This is a genomic window from Cupriavidus sp. a3, assembly GCF_051015765.1.
Lineage (GTDB): Bacteria > Pseudomonadota > Gammaproteobacteria > Burkholderiales > Burkholderiaceae > Cupriavidus > Cupriavidus oxalaticus_A.
Genome location: NZ_CP170643.1, coordinates 2,509,843 through 2,529,490 on the forward strand (window position 1 = coordinate 2,509,843; position 19,648 = coordinate 2,529,490).

Sequence of the window (19,648 nt, forward strand, 5' to 3'; positions counted from 1 at the left end):
AGACCGTGGAGGGCGCCAAGTGTGTCCATTTCTGCTGAGGAAGCGGAGGACAGGCGGCACCTCATACACCTGCGGAGGCATCACATGGACTATCAGGGGACCGCGCTACTCTCGCTGACCACCAAAAGGCCGCCCGATGCCGAACGTGGGGTCGGGCTCGTTCATGTGACTGTCACGCTTCCGGAGAATATCGCCAAGGAAATCAAACTCTCCGAAGATGGCAGCCGCCCTGCGCTCGATCCGATGGAGGCGGCTAACCTGCTGTGGAACACGCCGGTCGCAGCCTATCTCAACGGCCGGTCGGATGCGTGGCTCAGTGTGCCGGGCGTCCGATTGCTGCTGCCCGGGCTCGAAGCGCTCGCCAAGGCGGACTCGGGCCAGTGGCCGCATGACCAGGCGAATCTGAAGAGCTTCCTTGCCGCGGCGGCGCCGGGCGGACCGACTGTGGCTGCTTGGTCGGCGGAACTGGAGCGCGGGGGCACGACCGCGTTGCTCAATGACCTACTCCTCATCTTCAAGTATGCAGCCCTGCATCGTACGAGGCCTCTGGACATCGTTGCAGGTCTCTACCGCCTCGCAGTCGCCGCCACCACACAGTCGAACGCACCGGCCAACCGCGAGCAGTTAGTCACGTGGTTGACGGCGCCATTCGTCGTGCCGCGCGTGTTCGTCGCGCGTCCGACCGAGGCGCCGAGAAAGCCACCGGCCCCGGGCGGTGGAGGATCGGGCGGAGGCCGGCCTGGCCCGCGTTTCCCGGCTGTATCGTTTGAGACGGCCAGCGGGCGAGAGATACTGCGTCGCTTGGAAGACGAGATCGCAAACCTGGAACGCGGGGCGCGCGCATCGGCGCTGACCGAAGCGCTGCGGGCCGAAGGCATCCGTGATTCGGCCGTACTTGCACGACTTACGCGTGTCCTGGACAGCGCGGCTATGGGACCGCGGCCGGCGGGTACCGAGCGATCCTGGCATCCGCCGCGACGCGCGGGCATCACCCGGACGTACATCGGCGGGTATCCGGTGCTTGTCGACCTCTCCGAGTTCGAACGGCGCACGACGATTTATCGGCGGGCGCTTGCAGAACACCTGATGGCGGCACTACCGGCCAACCTGCGCGACCGGTTGACACGTTTGGGCACATCGATCGATATGCTAGTGGAATTGCCGATGGTGATGGCCAACGCGGCGCAGTTGCCAAGCTATCTGGAGCCGGCCGGGCGTAGCGACCTACTGGTCGTGCGGCAGACAACCACCGGCTACAGGCAATCGGAAATCGCATATCTTGAGAATATCCTGGTGGGCGAGACCCGCTTGCGCGAGCATACCCAGCGCCTGATGACGCGGCGCGAGCTGTTCGAGCAGGTGATCAAGGAGGAAGAGGAAACTCACGACCTGCAAGTCACCGATCGGGCTGAACTCAGCCGTGAGATCAGCGACGTGATCAAGGAAGACCTACGGGCCGAGGGTAGCATCCAGGTCACCAGCCGTGGGCCGACAAAGGTTGTCGCCTCCGCCAGCGCTTCGTACAGCCGCTCCACGGAGGAAGCCGCCAAGATCGCCGAAGAATATTCGCGTGAGACCGTGGAGCGTGCCGTCAAGCGCACCATGGAGCGTGTAACGCGAGAGGTCCGCTCGGTGATCGAAGAGGAAATAACTGAGCTGAACCGCCATGGGTTCAACCGCGATACCACTGCGCCGGACCACATATCTGGCATATATCAATATCTTGAGCGCGTCAGCCGGGCCAAAATTTTCTGCTACGGCGAGCGTGAACTCTATGACCTGCTAATTCCGGAGCCTGCCGCCCTCATCTGGCAGATGGCGGTGTCGCGCGTTGAAATGCACAATCCCCTCCAACGGCCAGACGCCGAGTTGTTCGAGTCGTTGACGCTCGCCAACATCGCGGACAAGCGGGCAGAGGTGATTCGGGCTTATCAGGTCAGCGACCTGCCGGACTTTCCAGAGGAGCATAAGCAAGTCTCAATGGCAATATCCAACACCGGTAGCGGAGGCAGCGCGAAGCATGCGCAGAACAAGGACCTGCAGATACCGGAAGGATATGTCGCTGTTGACGGCTCTTTCGTCCTTTCAGTGGAAGTTGAGGATTCAAATAGCAAACCTAATGGCGGCTGGATTGCGGGAAATCTTGTCAACACCTGGATCATCAATAATCTGACCGACAACAAGGGAAAGGCGGCCGAGGATTTCACGTTCGTCACTCCGCAGCCCGGACCTTCCGTTGCGGCCGCCTTCAACGCAGACAATTTCACCAGTATCGTAGGTGCCATTACCCTCAATCTCGAACTGACCGAGGACGCGCGACGCGATTGGGCGATCGAAGCCTACGCGAGAGTGTCGGCGCGCTACGAGCAACTGCGCCTCGAATACGAGCAGACGATCATCCAGCTTACGTCCACCCAGCAAGCGGAGAGCACAAAATTGCCAGAAGGGTCGCGGTTGGAACTCCAGCGAATGGTTCGGTTTGAGCTGCAACGATCCGCGATTGACATCATGCGCAATGCCCCCGTCGATTTCGCTTTGATGGGCGAGTACGATTTCAGCCAAGCCGACGGCTCTCTTAGCAGCCATCCGACGGTGGACACAGACGCAGTGCGGACGTCGGAGCCGGAGATTCGCTTCCTGCAGCAAGCGTTCGAGTGGGAGCATATGGTCTGGGTTCTTTATCCCTATTTTTGGGGCCGCCGCCAGCAATGGGATCGCACGGTCGTACAGACCCATCCCGATCCTGATTTCGCAGCCTTCTTGAATGCGGGCGCGGCGCGCGTGCAGATCTCAGTGCGGCCAGGCTTCGAGAATGCGGTGAAGCATTACATGGAGACCGGCGAGGTCTATGGCGGGCTCGGGCTGCCCAAGATAGGCGATCCGAACTACGTCTCATTCATCGATGAGCAGATGACTTCGCTGGGCGGACCGGGCGAAGAGATTGCCTGGCCACCCGACTCTCCGAAGGAATGGACGGTCTTGGCGCCGACGCCGTTGGTGCTGGCGCGTAGCGTCACCAAGCCGCAACTGCCGACCTGGGATCCACAGACCGGCGAAGAGGTGTAGGCGGGGGAGTCGCTCTGCTGTTATTACCTGGCCAGAGACGATGGATCTATCCCCTATCCCATGCACCTGCACTGCGGTCGACGTCTCACCAATGCCGTCACGACCCGTTGGAGGTCCGAGTGCCAACGTCGCTGATCCTCCTCTACAACTCCGATCTCCCGCGGTGGGAGCGAATCGGCCCCGACAATGGGCGTGACAACCATTGGCCGTCTGGACGACTCGTAATCACCAAGAGCTAGGGCAGTCGCTATGGTCTACCTGTTTGCATTGCCACCAAAAGTCGAGGTCGTTGAGGATCCCTCGACAGGCAGTGCCACAATTACTTGGTACGAGTCCTCGCTTCAATGGCGGACCAGCAACCGTACCATTCTGGCGCTGAATAGCCCGCCGTGGCACCAGATTGGGGTGCGGCCCTTCGCTTGGGACTACTTCGAGCTTGAGTGGGCGCACCTCCGACTCGCTGTGGCGCGCGGGGTGACAGTGACGCAGCGGACGGGACCGCCCGGCCGTGAGCAAAACGTCCCCATCGGATGGAACGCATTGGATCCGAAGCGCTATCCGCAGGTCCATCTGCACCGGTGCCAGGACGAAGGGCTGCTAGGCGATCCCGACGAAACACTGGACTGGTACAGCATCATCGGCCAGCCTCAGAGGATCGAACAGGAGAAATTCCTCTTATCACTTACTTCCAATGATGACGCGATTGAAGACTGGAAAAAGCAGCAGAAGGCTGTGCAGGTCACGCCCGGCGAAAACGCCGTCACGTTCCAGCAGATCGATGGCTTCGCCAAGGTGGACGTGACGCTTTCGAACCCGGGCAACCCGTCGGCGTACTGCTACGACGTCCGTCCGGAAGAGTGGATGGAAGAGCTCAAGGAACACGAGTTCATCGACGTGGACCCATCGAGCACAGTTATCAGAATTGTGCATACGCGCGACGTCAAGATACGCCTTCGCGCGCACGAGGATCAAAAAGACGCGCTGATCGTAGAGGCATGCGAGGTCTCGAGGTTGAGCGACGTGCCACCTCAGGGCGCTGCGCTCGGGAAAGCGGACTTCCCTCACCTGCGCTTCCGTCGCCACGCCATCGACGAGCTCATCCCCAGCAACCGCCAACCTTGGGTGATCGCCTTATTCGAGCTTGCCATCAATTTCATCCCTGTCGTCGGCGTCGTCTACGACCTTGGTCAGCTCGCCTATGCCGCGGCCACCGGTAAGACTTTTTTCGGCTACAACGTCAGCGAAGAAGAGCTCTTGCTGATGGGCATCACGACGGCAATTGGGCTCGGAGTCTCGGCTGCAGGTGTTCGCTCGCTGCGCAAGATCGTCCAAGGAACAAGGCTGGAGGCGGCGACCGAGGACGCAACCTTGAGCCAGATCAGGCGAATTGCCGACGCCGGCTACGTAGAGGCAGTCGGCCACCTCCCACCTCGCCAGTGGGACGACCTGCTCAGTGCGTTCGACCGGCACCTTCGCGACCCGATTGCGTTCCCGCTGCCGAAGCTGGTCGACAAGTTCACCAACGTCGTAAACGACGCTTACCTCGTCGCCGTCGAGCGGCGAGTAATGAGAAAAGTGTTCAAACCGGACTTCACCGGATTCCGCGACGCCGACCTAGCCGCCGCGTACAACCGGTATCTGCAACCGAAGTTGCGCAAGAAGTTACCTGCACTCGATCCCGCATCTTGGGCCAAAAAGGCTAATCGCGGACTTCCGAAACAGTTGCTGAGGCGCGCGCTCGGGGACGAATTCGTGGAAGTCATCAATCGTGCCGAGAGGGCTGATGTGCTGCCGCGGCGACTGACCAAGAAACACATCGACGCCTACGACTTCCTCGTGGCTCGGGGTGTCGAGGACTACGGGACACTACGAAACCTGCGGAACAACCTGAAAAACAAGGTGCCAGATGTTGGCAAAATTTTCGAGATCGATCACCTGCTTGAGCAGCGGTTTTGGCGCAACAACCCAAATCTGACGACGGCTTTCGACGAGAAAGGCCTTGGCATGGCTTTCGTGGTGCCAAAGAACCCAGCCGTATCACGGGAGATGTTCATCATGGCCGGTGGCCAGCGAATCCGGTACGTGCACAACGTCAAGACGAACATGCTGAAGGAACTGATTCCGAACGGGGCAGAGACATTGGTGACGGTGCAGGAAATGTGGGATGCGCATGTGCATGTGTTGCGGTCACTCGGCACCCACGAATCCCTTATAAAGGGCCGCCTCGTCAAGGACTTCAGGCTGATGGCCAAGCAACTCGGCCAGAGTTTGGACACCCGGTTTCCGCGCCCCGGGGCCATGCGGCATACCGGCGGTTGGCCGAGATTCGTGGAGGACCCCACTACGGGTGCATGGACAAGGTTGTGAGTCCCCGACTGCTGCTCACCTCTCATCTTGATGACCCTACCGTCAGTTTCCTGTGCGGCGTCATAGCCTGTCGAGGCTGATTGGCTTGCAGAAATATCCAATATCTGCGTAAGTCGTTTAAGAATTTGGACGGAGCCGTTCTTGAATTCGTGGACACGAAGCGCGGACCTCCTTCAGAATCTTGCGACTTGGGGGTGCTGTCATTGTGTCCGAAAGGCGGCAACCCGACATTGGCTCTTTGCGTGGCCGAGCGGCAGGGGTTGGTCGCCAGGATGAGTTCGAGTTTTGGCAAGCTGCCCGTGGACCGAAGTTCCATTCAATGGCCGGTCACGACTTCGGACCGGCCGCTGGGCGCGAGCCGGGTCAATGTCGGCTCCAGCCGGCCTGCTGCCGGCGCCAAGGTGCGCACAACTACTGCTGAACCTAGCGTTGAACGGCGAGCGGGTCGAGCAGACTCCTTTGAGGTCGAGAAGAGACGACCGGTATATGCCCTCGCCGGCGACAAGGTCAGCGATGCGGCAACCCGGTTCGACATAGCGGGCATAGAAAGCGGTGTTCGAAGCGTGGGAGTCGGCGCGTGCTAAGGCCGCAGAAGTCCGCGGCGGCATGCTTTGCAACCGCCGAAGGCCGCGAGTACCTCATTATAACTAGAAGGGCCGTCCGCCTGCGGCGCACCCGAGGGCACGGAGAATTGTCGTTCAGGTTGTACAGGCAGGCCTCAGTGGTCTTCGAGAGCCAGAGATCAGCAGGTAACGAGATTCGTATGCCCAAAGCCCTTGGAATAGTCGAGCACGGAAATGACCATCGGTGTCACCCTGAATAATCGGACGTCTTCCGCGCTTGGCAGCGGCACAGGGAACTCGCTCAGCTCTGGATACTTCAGTGGAAACATCCGCAAGATTCTCTCCGCTACGGCCACATCGACCACCAGTTGCGCGTGCGCCGCCATGGACAGGCCGATAATCGCCATAAGATCGTGAGTATCGTGATCAATTGTCAGCGAGACACGATCGTCCAGTGCCCGTCCATGTTTGATCACCATGGTTGCACTAGTACAAAAGAATCCTCAAGGGACCAACATAACTGCCGCCTCGTTTTTGGCTTTTGGTCTTCTCCAAGGTAAGGGTTGACAGGGCAGCCGTATTGATGAACGTCAACGAAGAACTAAGTTCGCCAAGGCCGGCCGCTAGCCCTTTCTCTGTTGTGCATTAACCGATCTACCCAGTGCATACCTTACCTTGAGGCGCTTGACTGCACCGCTCAGCGCTGCCACGTAATCCATGTGGACTCCGCCGGCAGAAACGCCTCTTCATGCCAAGCGCGTATTCTGGCCGTGTAATGTTCGACTGGACGGGAAGCCCGCACAGATGCGGAGTAGATATAGCCTTCTATCGCGCCCGCAATCGGGCCTTCGGAGGTCATTGACCTCCGTTCTGCGGGAAACTCGCCATTGGCCGCAGCATAGAGTTCGACCCTTACCGACTCTGGCTTGATTTCGCCCAAGTACACGGGCAGCCTGAAATACCACTGATCTGCTACCTGCTTTGCGTCGGCGGTCCCGAAATGGATCTGATGCCAGCCTGTAGCAAGCGACGTGTCCCATGCGTGCAGGGCTCTCGCGAGACGCGCGCCGCTTTCGCTACGTCGCCGGTATGCGCGAGCGGCGGGCCGGTAGAAATGCTCCAAGTACTCGAGGAACATCCGATTGCTACTGAAACGGGGGGCCAAATGCGACATGCTGGCACGCATTCGTCGCACCCAGCCGCGCGGAATGCCCATAGCGTCCCGTTCATAGAAGGTGGGCACTACTTCTTCCTCAAGCAGGCGATACAGACTTTCCGCGTCCGACTCGTCGCCCTTGCCGCCCTCACCGCTCCCAATCGCCCAGCCATATTCCAGTTGATATGCTTCTGCCCACCAGCCGTCGAGCGTCGATAGGTTCAGCCCGCCGTTGCACAACGCTTTCATGCCGCTAGTGCCGCAAGCCTCGCGCGGCCTTCGCGGTGTGTTGATCCACACATCGACACCCTGCAATAGACACTGCGCAAGAGCCAGATCGTAATCTTCCAAGAACACCACATGCCTGCGCAATTCCGGGCGATGCGTGAACTCGAACCATTCACGAATCAGCGCCTTGCCTTCCGTATCATCGGGATGCGCCTTTCCCGCGATGATGAGTTGCAAAGGATGCTGGGCGTCTGTGAGCAGACGCGCCAGACGCGCCGGATCTCTCAGCAACAAATTCGGCCGCTTGTATTCAACGAATCGGCGTGCAAGCCCAAGCGTCAGGGCATTGGGGTCGAGTACCTGTGCTGAGTCTGAAACCAGTTGCGGCGAGGCGCCGCGCTGGCCCAACTGCCATGCGAGACGTTCCCGCGCGTAGCGCACCAGATCGTGTCGTTGCGCGCCAGCCAGGGTCCACAGGGCTTCGTCGTCACTTGTAAACATCGCTTCAGGAAGATGGTCTACAGTCCCGAGCCAGCGATCCTTCCCACAAGCGCAGGTCCATGAATGGTCCGACCTAGCCGAATCCCATGACGGCACGTGCACTCCGTTGGTCACATGGCCCACGGGGACCTCATCTAGCGGCCAGCGCGAGAAAAAGCCGCTGAAGAGCCGGCGGCTAACTTCGGCGTGCAGCCGACTGACGCCGTTGACATGCGCGCACCCGCGTAGCGCGAGATAGGCCATGTGAAATGGTTCTTGGTCGTCGGTCGGGTCAAGGCGGCCCAGGGCGAGGAAATTGCGCGCCGAGATACCGAACTCGGAAAGATACTCGCGCGCGTACCCATTGATCAGAGACGGTGGAAAGGCGTCAAATCCGACTGGAACTGGCGTGTGTGTCGTAAACACATTTCCGGCCCGGGTCGCCCACATCGCTTCTAGAAACGACAGCTTTGTGCGCTGCATGAAGCGCCGAGCACGCTCCAGCACCAGCAGCGCCGCATGGCCTTCGTTGAGATGACACACATCCACTTCGATGCCAAGCGCCTCAAGCATGGTCCAGCCGCCAATACCCAGCACCAACTCTTGAAGTAGGCGCATCTCCGGGCCGCCGCCGTACAGCTTTGCCGTGATGCCCCGATCTGCGGCGCCATTGCGCGCGTCGTTGCTATCGAGCAGGTACAAGCGTGTGCGCCCGACAGTGGCCTGCCATACGCGAACGTATAGCGTCCGACCAGGTAGCGGGAGTTCGACCTTTAGCCAGGCTCCGTCTGGGCCGATCACTGGTTGGACGGGCAAGCTCGTTGGATCATTGTATGGATAGGCCTCCCTCTGGTTCCCCTGTGCATCTATAATCTGGCGGAAATAGCCCTCCTGATAGAGGAGGCCAATGCCGATCATCGGCGCATCTAAATCACTGGCAGTTTTGAGGTAGTCGCCTGCCAGCACCCCAAGTCCGCCAGCATAAAGTGGGAGCGCTTCACTCAGTCCGAATTCCATGCTGAAGTAAGCGATCTTCAAAGGACCATCGCCGTTCCGGCTTCCCCTTTCCACATACCAGCCCGGCTTATTCAGATAACACTGGCGATTCTCAATGGCGCGGTTGAGGTCCTGTAAGAAATTCCAGTCTCTTCCGAGTTCGTCCAGACGGCATTGCGGGACGTTCTGCAAGATCACCCATGGGTTGTGGCTGCGCTTCCAGAGTTCCGGGTCGATGGTTTGCCACAGGGTATCTAAGGCGTGGTTCCATGTCCAACGCAGATCGAGGGCTAGCTCCGTTAGAACTGTCAGCTGTTCCGGCAACGTGCGTGGCAAAAAGGCATGCACTTGTAGCTTCCCTCCGCGCGATTAGCGCGCTTGCGGTGGCGCGGCTTCGCAATCATCCGACTGACTCGCAATCCATGGTAGCTCCGCACATGTCGGCATACGCCTGCTTCGCGTCGGAATACGTATGCCCGCCAGTTCAAAGTAGATTCGCGCGTAAGTTGCAGCTGACCGTGCCCAGCCAAAATCGCCCGACATGGCCTGCTTGCGGAGTTCTGACCAGCGCTTGGGTCGCCTCTCATACAGCGCAATGCAACGGGATAGCGCCGACTCCATGGCTTCGCCAGTAGCATCGTCAAACACGAAGCCGGTCGCATCGGAAGCGCCCCGGGCATGTATACCTGCGTCGCGTACACTATCGGCCAATCCACCGACCCGCCGTACGACTGGAACTGTCCCATAACGCATGGCGTACATCTGGGTCAGGCCGCATGGTTCGAAGCGAGACCCGTGCAGGAGAATGTCGCCGGCTGCATGGAGTCGGTGCGCCCGCCCCTCCTCGTAGCCGATCTGCACTGATGCGCGCCCGGGAAAGCGGGCCGCCATGAAAGCAAAACCTGCTTCCAGCGCGCTCTCTCCACGACCGTGTAGCGCAAATTGCAAGCGCGGATGGAGTGTCAACATCGCGGGCAACTTTTCAAGTAATACGTCGGCCATCTTCTGCCAGGTTAAGCGACTAATGAAGACTGCTAGCGGCGCCGAAGTGTCGACATTCAGGTTGAGGCGCCGTTGCTCATTCGCTTTGCAGGATTCCTTTCCGCGGTAACCGTCCGACCGTCAGCGTTCTTGACGAAGGGGATACTTTCAGGCTGCGCTCTGGCGAAGCTGATCAGCCACGGACACTGCCTCCGCCTAACTACCAAAGAGCCCACCGAATCGACGAGTCCGTCAATGACGGTACTCGGCGGACCGTTACTGCGTTCCGGATGCCGACACTTGCGATCCAAGCGTTGTGGCCGACGCGATCCGGGAATGGTTCGATAGTTTCGACGACGGCATTCCGACATGGCGGCAGGAGTCGCAAGGTCAATAAAAAGGCCTGCACCACGGGCTACCACACTTGGCCAGCCGCCGCGACCGCGACAGTCTGACTGCCTTCAGCGTCGACAACCGGCCAGGTACGCCCACTCGCGACCATGCGTTGGACGGCCGTACAGTGCTACACAGCGGTCAGAAAGGACAGCTTCATTTGCTGAAAGCACCGAAACCACAACGAAACAGGCTCTCTGCAGTTGAATATTGACAACAACTGGTCGCAAGCCGCGCATGACCCGGACGCGCTGCAGGCGGAGTTGGCCTCGGCGCGGCGCCGGGCCGAACGCGCCGAGGCCGAAGCGGCGCTGGCGCGCCAGCTGCCGGCAGAACTGCGCAGGGCCGCCCGAGCGAGACGGTGGTGGGCCGCTACCGCGACCAACATTTCCGTCTGTAACACACTGTGGCGCACAGCCTTCGCTAACTCAGGCACGACCCTTTCAACGGTAGCGGCTGTTCGCCCGCGGTCCACCAGGCAGAAAACAGCGCCTGCACGGCATCCTTGTCCACGGCGTCATAGGTGGTGATACGCCACCGTGGAGCATTGTCCTTGTCAACGATCAGCGCGCGCACGCCTTCGATGAAATCCCCTTGCGAGAAGGCGTTCACCACCACCGCAAGCTCCATGCGGAAGCAATCGGCGAGATCCATGCGCCTGCCGCGCAGCAGCAGTTCGCGCGTGGCACATGCCGACAGCGGCGAGCGCGTACGCAGCACGTCGATGGTGCGCGTGGCCCAGGCGGTGTAGCGCGGATCGTCCTGGCACGCCAGGCCGGCCAGGATTTCCGGCAATGTGGCATGCGCGGGGAAGTGGCGCAGCAGCGCGGGCAGCACCTGCAGCAGCGGTGCGTCGGCGGCGCTTGTCACGGGTTCGCGCACCAGCGCATGGCGCAGGTCGGCGAGCACGTCGTCGCCCCAGGCGATGCCGGCCAGTGTCTGCTCCAGCCCGGCCAGCGCGCCGCTGTCGACCGCGGCATCGGCCAGGCCGCACAGCAGTGCGTCGGCGGCACCAATGGTGACGCCGGTCAGGCCGAGATACAGCGCCAACTGCACCGGCAGCTTCGACATGAAATGGCTGGCACCGACATCCGGCACCAGCCCGATGCCCGTCTCCGGCATGGCCACGCGCGAGCGCTCGGTGACGATGCGCAGGTGCGCGGCCTGTGCCAGCCCCATGCCGCCGCCCATGACGACGCCGTCCATCAGCGCCACCAGCGGCTTGGGATAGCGGTGCAGGCGGTAGTCCAGCGTGTATTCGTCGATAAAGAAGCGCCGGTGCAGCGGCGTGCCGTCGCGGTAGCTGTCGTACAGCGCGCGGATATCGCCGCCGGCACAGAAGGCCTTTGGACCCGCGCCGCGCAGCACGACGGCGCGGATAGCGCCGTCCTGCGCCCACGCTTCCAGCTGCGCGCCCAGCGCGATGATCATCCGGTACGAGAGCGCATTGAGGTGGCGCGGCCGGTTCAGCGTGGCAATGCCGACGCCGTTGACGACGTCAAACAGAACCTCGGGCTCGGCGGCATCCTGCGTGCCGGCCTTGCGCCGCGAGATGGCCGGTTCGGTCAGGCGCATGGCGGGCTCCTAGGCGTTGCGCCATTGCGGCGCGCGTTTCTCGAGGAAGGCGTTGACGCCTTCGCGCTGGTCGGCGCCGTCGAACAGGTCGACAAAGCGCTCGCGCTCCAGCGCCAGTGCTGCCTGGCGCGGCACGCCCTGACGTGCCAGGTGCACCAGCTGCTTGCTGTAGGCGGCGGCGCGCGGGCTGACCTTGCCGGCGCGCTGCGCCATCTCCAGCGCGGTGGACAGCGCCTGTCCGCGGGGCACTACTTGCTCGACCAGGCCGATGCGCAGCGCGGTGGCCGCGTCGACGCGTTCGTTGGTCAGGATCATGCGCTTGGCCCAGCCTTCGCCGACCAGCCACGGCAGCGTCTGCGTGCCGCAGCCGCACGGCAGCAGGCCCACGGCGGCTTCGGGCAGTGCCATCTGCGCGTGTTCCTCGGCGAGGCGGATATCGCAGGCCAGCGCGCATTCCAGGCCGCCACCCATCGCGTAGCCGTTGATGGCGGCGATGACCACGGGGCGCGCGTTCTGCAGCGCTTCGAAGGCACTGCCGAACTGCTGCGCCATCGCGCGCGCATGGGCACGATCACCGTCGGCGAAGCCGTTCAGATCGGCGCCGGCGCTGAAGAATTTCTCGCCAGCACCGGTGACAACGACGGCGCGAATCTCGGGGTTGGCGTCGATCATCGCCACCAGATCGCGCAGCTGCTGCAGGCCGTCGGCGGTGAAGGCGTTGGCGGGCGGTCGGCTCAGCGTCAGCGTGGCGACGTGGCCATCGAGGGCGAATTCGATCATGGCTGGCGCTTCTTGTCGGTGGCGGACAGGTACTGGCGGATCACGCCGGAGAAATCGAGCTGGCCTTCGCCGGCGTGGCTCATGGCCTGGTAGACCTGCTGTGCCAGCGTGCCCAGGAACAGCGGCTGCTTCACGCTGCGTGCGGCATCGGCGGCCAGGCCCAGGTCCTTGAGCATCAGGTCGGCGCCAAAGCCACCGGTGTAGCCACGGCCGGCCGGGGCGGCCTCAATCACCCCGGGGTAGGGGTTATAAGTGTCCGACGACCAGCAGCGCCCGGTCGAGGTATTGACGATGCCGGCCAGCACGTTGGCGTCGATGCCGAGCTTCACGCCCAGCGCCATCGCCTCGGACACGCCGATCATCGAAATACCCAGGATCAGGTTGTTGCAGATCTTGGCGACCTGGCCGGTGCCAGTGCCGCCGCAGTGGACCAGGTTGCGGCCCATGCTGGCCAGCACCGGGCGCACCTGAGCGAACAGGGTTTCGGTGGCACCGACCATGAAGGTCAGCGTGCCGGCCTGAGCGCCGCCGGTGCCGCCGGAGACGGGGGCATCGGCCAGAGAATTGCCGTGCTCCTCGGCGGCGGCGGCCAGCTCGCGCACGGTGGCCGGATCGATGGTGCTGGAATCGACCAGCGGCACGCCCGGGCGCACGCCGGCGAGCACGCCGTCTTCGCCAAGGTAGGCGCTGCGCACGTGTGCGGCGGCGGGCAGCATGGTGATGACAAAATCCGCTTCCGCCACAGCCTTGCGCGCGGTGTCTGCACTGGCTGCGCCGTCGGCGCATAGCGCGGCGACGGTGGCGGCATTGAGGTCGAACACGGTCAGGGTATGGCCGGCTTTGAGCAGGTTGCGCGCCATGGGCGCGCCCATGTTGCCCAGGCCGATGAAGGCGATATGCATGGGGGTCTCCTTCGTGATAGGTCTCAACTTGTGCTTGTCTTACCTCCCTCTCCGCTTGCCGGAGAGGGAGGAAGCCGTTCTCACTTCAAGCTGATCGTCGTATTCACTCCGTCACTCACTGTCGCGTCATCGAACCACCGCGCCGTCACAGTCTTGGTTTGCGTATAGAACTGCACCACCTGCTTGCCGTACGGCCCCAGGTCGCCCAGCTTGGAGCCGCGCGAACCGGTGAAGCTGAAGTAGGGCACCGGCACCGGGATCGGGATGTTGATGCCGACCTGGCCGACATCGATCTCGCTCTGGAACTTGCGCGCCGCGGCGCCGCTTTGCGTGAACAGGCCAACGCCGTTGCCCATCGGGTTGCGGTTGATCAGCGCAATGGCTTCGTCCAGCGAGTCGACTTCAAGCACCACCACCACCGGACCGAAGATCTCCTGCGTATAGATCGACATGTCGGTGTTCACGCCGGAGAAGATGGTCGGGCCGATGAAATTACCCTTTTCGTAGCCGGGCACCTTGACGCCGCGCCCGTCCAGCAGCAGTGTGGCGCCTGCCTGCACGCCCTCCTCGATGAGGCCCGTAATGCGCGCGTGTGCGGTCTTCGAGATGACCGGTCCGACATCAGTGCCCGCCTCGTGGCCGGCGCTCACCCTGAGCAGCTTGGCCTTTTCCACCAGATCGGGCAGCCATTCGCGCGACTGGCCTACCAGCACAACGACGGAGGTGGCCATGCAGCGCTGCCCTGCCGCGCCGAAGCCGGCACCCACCAGTGCGTTGATAGTCTGCTCGCGATTGGCGTCAGGCAGTACTACGGCGTGGTTCTTCGCGCCCATCATCGACTGGACACGCTTGCCATGCTTGCTGCCCAGGTTGTAGACGTGCGTGCCGACATGGGTCGAGCCGACAAAGGAAATTGCCTTCACATCCGGATGGGTGCACAGCATGTCCACTGCGGTTTTTCCGCCATGCACTACGTTCAAGACGCCGGCGGGGAGGCCCGCTTCCATGGCCAGTTCCACCAGTTCCATCGTGGACAGAGGATCCTGTTCAGACGGCTTGAGCACGAAGGTGTTTCCGCACACGATCGCCATGGGGAACATCCACAACGGGATCATGCCCGGGAAGTTGAAGGGCGTGATGCCGGCGCACACGCCGATCGGCTGGCGCAGCGTGTAAGTATCGACGCCACCGGCCACATTCTCCGAGAATTCGCCTTGCTGTAGCGTGCCGATGGAGCAGGCATGCTCCACCACTTCCAGTCCTCGAAAGATGTCGCCCTGCGCATCGGGCAGTGTCTTGCCTTGTTCGGCAGTGAGCGTGCGGGCGATCCGTTCGAGATTGCGGCGCACCAGATCCTGGAACTTCAGCATGATGCGCAGGCGCGTGCCGATGGACGTGTGTCGCCAGGTCTGGAATGCGCGCTGGGCCGAGCCAATGGCGGCGTCGATTTCGTCCACGGTGGCGTAGGGTACGCGACCGATGACTTCCTGAGTGGCCGGATTAACGACGTTGCCCCACTCATGGGTATGCGAGTCGACGAACTTTCCCTCGATCAGTAGTTTGGCGGTAGGGAGCTGGAGGGTGGCTTGAGGTACGGCAGCGTTCATGAAAAATCTCCGGATATGGTAGTTGAACTCCGTTGTTCCCTAGCAGCCTGCAGGCGTGCAAGGTTTCGGCCGAGTATAGTTATGCAAACAACCATGATGTAGCGATAAATTGGCTGGACGGTTGTGTAAAAATGCATGTCGGTGCGAGCCATCGCAGCCGCCACTGCGAGATCAAGATCCTTCCCATGCAAAAACAAACCGACCTGGTCCCGGGCAAGCTCAATTGGGACGACCTGCGCTTCTTCCTTGAAGTGGCCCGTACCCAGCGCGCCAGCGGTGCAGCCAAGCGCCTGGGTGTCGACTACACGACCGTAGCCCGCCGCATCCGCATACTGGAGGAGGCTATGGGTACGCTCCTGTTCGATAAGTCACGGTCCGGCGGCTTTACGCTCACTGCCGAAGGGCAGCAACTTGTCGCCTACGCAGACGCTATGGAGACCACCGTACAGTCTGCCTGCGATCAGGTGGCCAACACCGGGCATGCCCTTTCCGGTCATGTGCGGATCGGTTCGACGGAAGGCTTTGGCTGTTTTTTCCTGGCGCCGCAGTTGACTCGCTTCCGCGCCGCCCATCCCTATGTCACGGTAGATCTGCTGCCAGTCCCGCATTTCGTCAGCCTGACTAAGCGGGAGGCCGATCTGGCAATCACCATCGAGCGCCCCGACCGAGGGCCATATGTCTGCACGAAGCTTTGCGACTACCAGTTACGACTTTATGCCTCGCGTGAGTACCTTGCGAGCCACCCCGCCATCAAGAGCAAGGCAGACCTCCCCGAGCACGCCTTTGTCAGCTACGTGGATGACCTCGCGTTCAGCAGCGAATTGCTATACCTGGAGCGGACCGTGCCAGGCGCCACGGCCGGGTTACGTACCACCAGCGTAATTGCGCAATATTTCGCCGCGATGCAGGGCGGTGGGCTTGCGATCCTGCCATGTTTCATTGCCGCGCAGCAGCCGGCGCTGGTGCCGGTGCTGCCCGATGAGGTGGTACTGACCCGCTGCTTCTGGTTGTATTGCCGGGAGGATCTGCGCAAGTTGCGCCGTATTACGGTCTTGTGGGACTACCTCCGTGCGGCCGCAGAGGCGAACCGTGCCCTCCTGGCCGGGGAGGAAGGGGAAATCCGCTTTGTTGCGGCGATGTGAGGGCGCCGTGCGTAAAAGCAGACGCTAGTTAAAGCGCATCTACAATCGACTTCAGCAGGCCTGGCAGCGCCCTCCATACTTCGCGAGTTGCTGCGGTCAAAGGATGATGTGTAGTCGTCTTAAGCAGCGTGCTCTGCTTGATGGACGGATCCACAATTGGAATGCCACGCAAAATGCCCATCTGCCGCTCAACGGTGATACTGTGCAACGGCAGAACGCTGTAGAGCCCTCCGGTTAGAACCGCTCCTTTGATGGCAGTGGCGGAATCGGCTTCAAGCTGCAAATTTAACAAGACACCATCTCGGTTGCAGTTCTCTTCTAGCAACATACGGAAAGCGTTGGGTCGCGTCATCAACGCAAGCGGTAGCCCTGCCAAGGCCTTAAGCTTGCACTCGTCACCGATGCTCAAATCGTCGGAACGGGCTATCAGATACATCGAGCTGGTCAGTATGGCTTCTTCCTGCCCGGCCGGGCGGTATCGGTTGAATATGCCAACATCTATTCGACCATTCGTGAGCCACTCCTCAATCTCTCCGCTATAACCCTCATAAATGCGTAGGCGGATTCCTGGGTGGTTGTTTCGCTGCCAGGAGACTAGCTGTCCGCTAAGGGGGCTCGACCATGCAGGAACCAATCCAATTGAAACCAGCCCGCTAGGCGAGTGCATCACATTAGCCGCCTCATCAACCATAGCTTGGGCGTCCGAGAGTAGCCCACGCGCACGAGGCAACATCGAAGCTCCAGTCTCCGTTAGCGTCACCCCGCGGCCGGTGCGATGAAATAGGCGTCCGCCGATTTCAGATTCAAGGGCCGAAAGCTGCCGGCTGAGCGCCGACTGTGCAACCCCAAGCGCCGCAGAGGCCTTGGATAAGCTGCCCAGCTCGGCAATGGTGACAAAGCCTCGCAAAACATCAAAATCCACGCGTTAGTCTCCCAGTCACGCCTTGCCAATTCAGTATAGCTGGTTTGCGAGAGTTGAGGATTCTGCAATGCTACCGCCTTGCACATAATGAGCCATCGAAGAAGGAAACAGGGATCATCTGACAGTCCAAAAGCAGGGGGAGACAAGCCATGCAAAGACGCGATTTCATCACGGCCATCGCGGCCACGATGCTCACAGGCCACGTGTTTGGGCAACCGAGTCGGTACCCGGACAAGCCCATCAAATTACTGGTTGGATTCCCTGCGGGTCAAGCAACTGACATCGTGGCTCGCCTGCTGGCCGAGCGGCTAAGGACGCTTGGTCAGCCGGTGGTCGTAGAGAACAAGGCGGGACAAGGCGGAAGCATCGCACTTGCGGCGCTCGCAAAATCCCCGGCAGACGGGTACACCCTGATGCTTTCCGCGACGGCCTCGCTTGTCGTCAACCCGCATCTGTACAAGACAGTGGGCTATGACACTCTCCGGGATTTTGAACCGGTTGCAACCGTGGCTGACATGCCGATGCTTCTTGTAGCCCATCCATCCGAGCCGTTCAACACCGTGTCCGACATGACGACGTACGCAAAGGCGAACCCGGGGCGGCTGAAGTACTCCTCGTCCGGTAATGGCACGCTGTCCCACCTTGGTATGGAAGTCCTCAAACGTCAGGCAGGAATTGACATGCTACACGTGCCGTACCAGGGAAGTACTCGTGCAATGACGGATCTTCTAGCCGGCAACATCGATCTGGGTCTTGACACCGTGGCGGTTACCTTGCACCACATCCAAAGCAAGCGCCTGAAACCCCTCGCCGTATCAAGCGACTCTCGACTAGCATTTTTGCCGCAAGTTCCAACCCTTGCCGAGGCCGGCATGGCGGGTGCAGCGTTTACTCCCTGGCTCGGACTGGTGGCGCCAAAGGGAACTCATCAAGACATAGTCCTTCGACTCAGCGAACAAGTGGTCAACACTGTTAAAGATCCCGCATTCGGCGAGCGGCTGCGGACACTTGGCGCAGTGCCCCGGGCCGGGAACTCGGACGCCTTGAGCGCCATTCTGAAACGTGAATTCGCATTGTGGGGCAAGGTTGTGCGCGACTCGGGAGCGCGCGTTGAATGACAGGGGTCGGAAGGGCGCACTACGGTAAAGGCCCCCCCGCCACTAATGGCAGCAATACTGTTCAAAGGTGTACTTTGCGTGCCAGCAAAGGCCAATATCGAGAGGCAACAGAGATGAAAAATGCGACGAGCAAATCCAAACCGACGGCAAAGCGCGCGCCCTGCGGCCCCTTGTTAGGGGTGAAAGTCCTCGATATATCGACAGTCGTGGCAGCGCCATTTGCTGCCGGACTACTGGCCGACTATGGGGCCGACGTCATCAAGGTTGAAGTGCCCGGCGCAGGAGACCATATCCGCCACATGCCACCTCACAAGGAAGGCATCTCGTTGTGGTCGAAGGTCACTAACCGGAATAAAAAGGGAATCACACTTGACCTTCGCACTGAAGAAGGCAAGGAAATTTTCGAACACTTGCTGGCAAGTCAGGATGTCCTGGTGGAGAACTTTCGACCTGACACGCTCGAGCGCTGGGGTTTTGGCAAAGACCGCCTTTTCGAAATCAATCCACATCTGATAATCCTCCGCATCACTGGATTCGGCCAGACGGGCCCATATCGCGGCCGACCGGGTTTCGCGCGAATCTTTGAGTCGATGTCTGGTTTCGCCTATCTCTGTGGGCGGCCGGATGGACCGCCTATGTTCTCCGGATATCCCGTTTCAGATGCGCTAGCTGGTGTGTTTGGAGCGCTTTCGGTCTCGGCTGCTCTAGTACACCGAAATGCAGCACCTGGGCGACCGGGCCAGGAAATCGATCTATCGGCAACAGAAGCAATGTTTCGAGCACTGGATTTTCTGGCAGTTGAGTACGACCAACTCGGTGTCGTCCGCGAACGTACCGGCAACCTCAATGCCTACTCATCGCCGAGCGATGTGTATTCCACGCGGGATGGAAAGTGGATTGCGCTCGCAGTCAGCGCGCCACCGGTGTTTGCCAGGTTTGCAAAGGCGCTGAATCGACAAGACCTCCTTGTAGACCCACGGTTCAATACGAACGTAGCGCGTTTGGAGAATCGCGGAGAAATTGAAACGATCGTTCGCCAATGGTTTATTGAGCGAACTGAAGTAGAGATTTCTTCCATCCTAACGGAGCATGACGTGAGCTTTAGTCGAGTGAATTCCATAGAAGATGTCTTTAACGACGTGCATTTCAAGGCTAGGGAAGCCATCGTGTCTGTCGAAGACTCGGATTTTGGAAGTATTCATATGCAAAATGTAGTGCCGCGCTTCTCAGCTACGCCCGGATGTGTCTGGCGAAGCGGCCCGGGTCAAGGCGAGCACAATGATGAAATCCTCACTCAACAGGTAGGCTTGACGCCCGACAAAATTGCAGAATTGAAGATGAAAAATGTGATTTAGGTGCCAGGAACCAGCGA

At 60.7% G+C, this 19,648-nt stretch carries 13 protein-coding genes; 5 read left to right on the top strand and 8 right to left on the bottom strand.

Annotated elements, in window-relative coordinates:
* The first annotated feature begins 84 nt into the window (after positions 1-84).
* Both ACAD63_RS12225 and ACAD63_RS12230 read left to right on the top strand, forming a co-directional pair.
* Positions 85-3,066, top strand: a complete 2,982-nt coding sequence (locus tag ACAD63_RS12225) for a hypothetical protein (RefSeq protein ID WP_434032725.1) — start codon at positions 85-87, stop codon at positions 3,064-3,066.
* A gap of 249 nt (positions 3,067-3,315) precedes the next feature.
* A complete protein-coding gene (locus ACAD63_RS12230; RefSeq protein ID WP_434032726.1) occupies positions 3,316-5,433 on the top strand; it encodes a hypothetical protein in 2,118 nt (705 codons plus the stop codon).
* 742 nt (positions 5,434-6,175) lie between these two features.
* Here ACAD63_RS12230 and ACAD63_RS12235 read toward each other — a convergent pair.
* The 7 genes from ACAD63_RS12235 to ACAD63_RS12265 form a co-directional block, all read right to left on the bottom strand.
* Complete coding sequence (locus ACAD63_RS12235; RefSeq protein ID WP_434032727.1) at positions 6,176-6,475, bottom strand: hypothetical protein; 300 nt, start codon at positions 6,473-6,475, stop codon at positions 6,176-6,178.
* Positions 6,476-6,693: 218 nt separating this feature from the next.
* Positions 6,694-9,204 (bottom strand): alpha-glucan family phosphorylase, encoded by a 2,511-nt coding sequence (gene glgP, locus ACAD63_RS12240; protein ID WP_434032728.1) that lies wholly within the window; start codon positions 9,202-9,204, stop codon positions 6,694-6,696.
* Between the two features lie 21 nt (positions 9,205-9,225).
* Complete coding sequence (locus tag ACAD63_RS12245) at positions 9,226-9,858, bottom strand: glycogen synthase (RefSeq protein WP_434032729.1); 633 nt, start codon at positions 9,856-9,858, stop codon at positions 9,226-9,228.
* 795 nt (positions 9,859-10,653) lie between these two features.
* Positions 10,654-11,805 carry an enoyl-CoA hydratase/isomerase family protein gene (locus ACAD63_RS12250; protein WP_434032730.1) on the bottom strand — a complete coding sequence of 384 codons (1,152 nt, stop codon included), beginning with the start codon at positions 11,803-11,805 and terminating at the stop codon, positions 10,654-10,656.
* A 9-nt stretch (positions 11,806-11,814) separates the two neighbouring features.
* Positions 11,815-12,585: an enoyl-CoA hydratase gene (locus ACAD63_RS12255; protein ID WP_135706479.1), complete on the bottom strand. Its 771-nt coding sequence runs from the start codon at positions 12,583-12,585 to the stop codon at positions 11,815-11,817.
* On the bottom strand, positions 12,582-13,487 hold the full coding sequence (gene mmsB, locus ACAD63_RS12260) for a 3-hydroxyisobutyrate dehydrogenase (RefSeq protein WP_434032731.1): 906 nt from the start codon (positions 13,485-13,487) through the stop codon (positions 12,582-12,584). Before mmsB ends, ACAD63_RS12255 begins: the two co-directional genes overlap by 4 nt.
* An 80-nt stretch (positions 13,488-13,567) precedes the next feature.
* Positions 13,568-15,094 (bottom strand): CoA-acylating methylmalonate-semialdehyde dehydrogenase, encoded by a 1,527-nt coding sequence (locus ACAD63_RS12265; RefSeq protein WP_434032732.1) that lies wholly within the window; start codon positions 15,092-15,094, stop codon positions 13,568-13,570.
* 185 nt (positions 15,095-15,279) lie between these two features.
* On the opposite strand from ACAD63_RS12265, the gene ACAD63_RS12270 reads away from it, so the two are divergent.
* Positions 15,280-16,236: a LysR family transcriptional regulator gene (locus ACAD63_RS12270; RefSeq protein WP_135706476.1), complete on the top strand. Its 957-nt coding sequence runs from the start codon at positions 15,280-15,282 to the stop codon at positions 16,234-16,236.
* Positions 16,237-16,264: 28 nt separating this feature from the next.
* On the opposite strand, the gene ACAD63_RS12275 is transcribed toward ACAD63_RS12270, so the two are convergent.
* Positions 16,265-17,158 (bottom strand): LysR family transcriptional regulator, encoded by an 894-nt coding sequence (locus ACAD63_RS12275; RefSeq protein WP_135706475.1) that lies wholly within the window; start codon positions 17,156-17,158, stop codon positions 16,265-16,267.
* A gap of 149 nt (positions 17,159-17,307) precedes the next feature.
* On the opposite strand from ACAD63_RS12275, the gene ACAD63_RS12280 reads away from it, so the two are divergent.
* On the top strand, positions 17,308-18,276 hold the full coding sequence (locus ACAD63_RS12280; protein ID WP_434032733.1) for a Bug family tripartite tricarboxylate transporter substrate binding protein: 969 nt from the start codon (positions 17,308-17,310) through the stop codon (positions 18,274-18,276).
* 113 nt (positions 18,277-18,389) lie between these two features.
* Positions 18,390-19,631, top strand: coding sequence for a CaiB/BaiF CoA transferase family protein (locus tag ACAD63_RS12285; protein ID WP_135706473.1), 1,242 nt, complete (start codon positions 18,390-18,392; stop codon positions 19,629-19,631).
* Positions 19,632-19,648 lie beyond the last annotated feature (17 nt).

Bases quoted from the DNA above. Each gene is read 5' to 3' on its own strand.
- ACAD63_RS12225 (WP_434032725.1), top strand. From the start codon at position 85: ATGGACTATCAGGGGACCGCGCTACTCTCGCTGACCACCAAAAGGCCG.
- ACAD63_RS12230 (WP_434032726.1), top strand. From the start codon at position 3,316: ATGGTCTACCTGTTTGCATTGCCACCAAAAGTCGAGGTCGTTGAGGAT.
- ACAD63_RS12235 (WP_434032727.1), bottom strand. From the start codon at position 6,475: ATGGTGATCAAACATGGACGGGCACTGGACGATCGTGTCTCGCTGACA.
- ACAD63_RS12245 (WP_434032729.1), bottom strand. From the start codon at position 9,858: ATGGCCGACGTATTACTTGAAAAGTTGCCCGCGATGTTGACACTCCAT.
- ACAD63_RS12250 (WP_434032730.1), bottom strand. From the start codon at position 11,805: ATGCGCCTGACCGAACCGGCCATCTCGCGGCGCAAGGCCGGCACGCAG.
- ACAD63_RS12255 (WP_135706479.1), bottom strand. From the start codon at position 12,585: ATGATCGAATTCGCCCTCGATGGCCACGTCGCCACGCTGACGCTGAGC.
- mmsB (WP_434032731.1), bottom strand. From the start codon at position 13,487: ATGCATATCGCCTTCATCGGCCTGGGCAACATGGGCGCGCCCATGGCG.
- ACAD63_RS12265 (WP_434032732.1), bottom strand. From the start codon at position 15,094: ATGAACGCTGCCGTACCTCAAGCCACCCTCCAGCTCCCTACCGCCAAA.
- ACAD63_RS12270 (WP_135706476.1), top strand. From the start codon at position 15,280: ATGCAAAAACAAACCGACCTGGTCCCGGGCAAGCTCAATTGGGACGAC.
- ACAD63_RS12280 (WP_434032733.1), top strand. From the start codon at position 17,308: ATGCAAAGACGCGATTTCATCACGGCCATCGCGGCCACGATGCTCACA.
- ACAD63_RS12285 (WP_135706473.1), top strand. From the start codon at position 18,390: ATGAAAAATGCGACGAGCAAATCCAAACCGACGGCAAAGCGCGCGCCC.